At 53.4% G+C, this 1,673-nt stretch carries 2 protein-coding genes; both read right to left on the reverse strand.

Going from position 1 to position 1,673, the window contains the following annotated elements; translation table 11 throughout:
- Window positions 1-855, reverse strand: an 855-nt coding sequence (locus tag Q0F21_RS07765) for a hypothetical protein (protein WP_297238828.1), incomplete at its 3' end; no start/stop codon positions are given.
- Window positions 852-1,673, reverse strand: an 822-nt coding sequence (locus Q0F21_RS07770) for an ATP-binding cassette domain-containing protein (protein ID WP_297238829.1), incomplete at its 5' end; no start/stop codon positions are given. The genes Q0F21_RS07765 and Q0F21_RS07770, both read right to left, overlap by 4 nt.

Here is a 1,673-nt window from a genome sequence, read left to right on the forward strand (position 1 = left end):
CTTGTCATCTAGTTTGGCAAGGTGGATGAGGGTGTTATTCGTATTCTGTGTATCTCTCACATCCGGGTACTCGTCCGTAATGTATACAAAGGCTGAGGGGTCAAAGAAGTCAGTATACATTTTTTCTGCCTCCTCAGCGGTGAGGGGAGAGTTCATGTATATCGTCGAGTACATTCCTCTATTGAAGCCACCCCGCATAGGGATCATGCTGATCTTCTGATGGAACCCTCCCTCCTGCAGGTCAGACAGTGTCCTGTAGATCTCATCCTGCTGGTGATGAGAGAAAGGGGAGTAGACGTGCATCTGGTCAAAGATCGCCTCGTAGGATAGACCCTTATCTTTCTCAGGACGAGCAAAAGCCTGAGTCTTGCCGGAGACGCAGTGGATATGCAGGTCACTCTGAAGGAGGCCCTCCCGCGCCAGAGGAAGGAGCGGAAGCTCTACTGCCTCAGCAAAAGAGCCGGGGACAGAGACATACTGCGCATCGACGATCTCATCCTTATATGCCTCGACCAGACCATAGACAAAGGTCTTGTCCGCATCAACGGAGTGGCGGTGCTCATGACCGAAGTCAATTACGCGAATACCCTCAGGCATGGGATGATTCTCCAAGAAAGCACGCGACATCCCACTCGGCAGGCAGATAAAGAGGACATCCAGCCCCTCAAAGTCCGCCTCATCGGTGAAGCGAAGGGTCCGCATGCTATGGAGGTCATGATAGAGCTCCGACACATTCATTCCGCTTCGCCACGGAGAGTAGATCATCCGCAGATCCACATCGGGGTGCTTGATCACGAGGCTGTATAGCTCCGCGACCGTATACCCTTCGCTTCCTACGATTCCTACATTTATCATGCCTTACTCTCGCTATAGATTTTTGCCCTCTGCTCCGCCACGACTGGGTCCTGCAGATAGGTATCGAAGTCCGACCGCTTATCGATGATGCCATTAGGGCCTAGCTCAATGACACGATTTGCCACCGTCTGTATGAACTGGTGGTCGTGGCTCGCCATAAGGATATTGCCGGGGAAGTTGATCAGCGTATTATTGAAGGCCTGAATGCTCTCTAGGTCCAGGTGGTTGGTGGGTGAGTCGAGGATCAGGACATTGGCATTGGTGAGCATCATCCGAGCGATCATGCAGCGCATCTTCTCTCCTCCGCTCAGGACCTTCACCTGCTTCTCCAGCTCCTCCCCGCGGAAGAGCATACGACCGAGATACCCCTTGAGGTAGACCGCATTAGTGTCCGCAGAGAATTGTGCCAGCCAGTCCACAAGGTTCATCGATGAGTCGAAGAACTTCCCATTCTCCAGCGGCAGGTAGGCCGACGTAACCGTTTGTCCCCACTCGTAGTGTCCCTCGAGGGGCTCGCGATTCCCTTTGATGATCTCAAAGAAAGCGGTCATCGCCCGAGGATCACGGGAGAGGAAGACGACCTTATCATCCTTCTCTACATTGAAGCTTACTCGCGAGAAGAGCAGCTCCTCACCCGATCCATCGATCGTGGGAGCCTTCACCGCCAGATCCTCGACGGTGAGGATCTTATTCCCCACCTCACGGTCAGGAGTGAAGATTATCCCCGGGTAGCGTCTCGTAGATGGCTTGATCTCCTCGACATTGAGCTTATCCAGCATCTTCTTGCGCGAGGTGGTCTGCTTACTCTTGGCCACGTT

Origin of the sequence: uncultured Porphyromonas sp., from assembly GCF_934359325.1 — a bacterium.
In the GTDB taxonomy this organism is placed as follows: domain Bacteria; phylum Bacteroidota; class Bacteroidia; order Bacteroidales; family Porphyromonadaceae; genus Porphyromonas_A.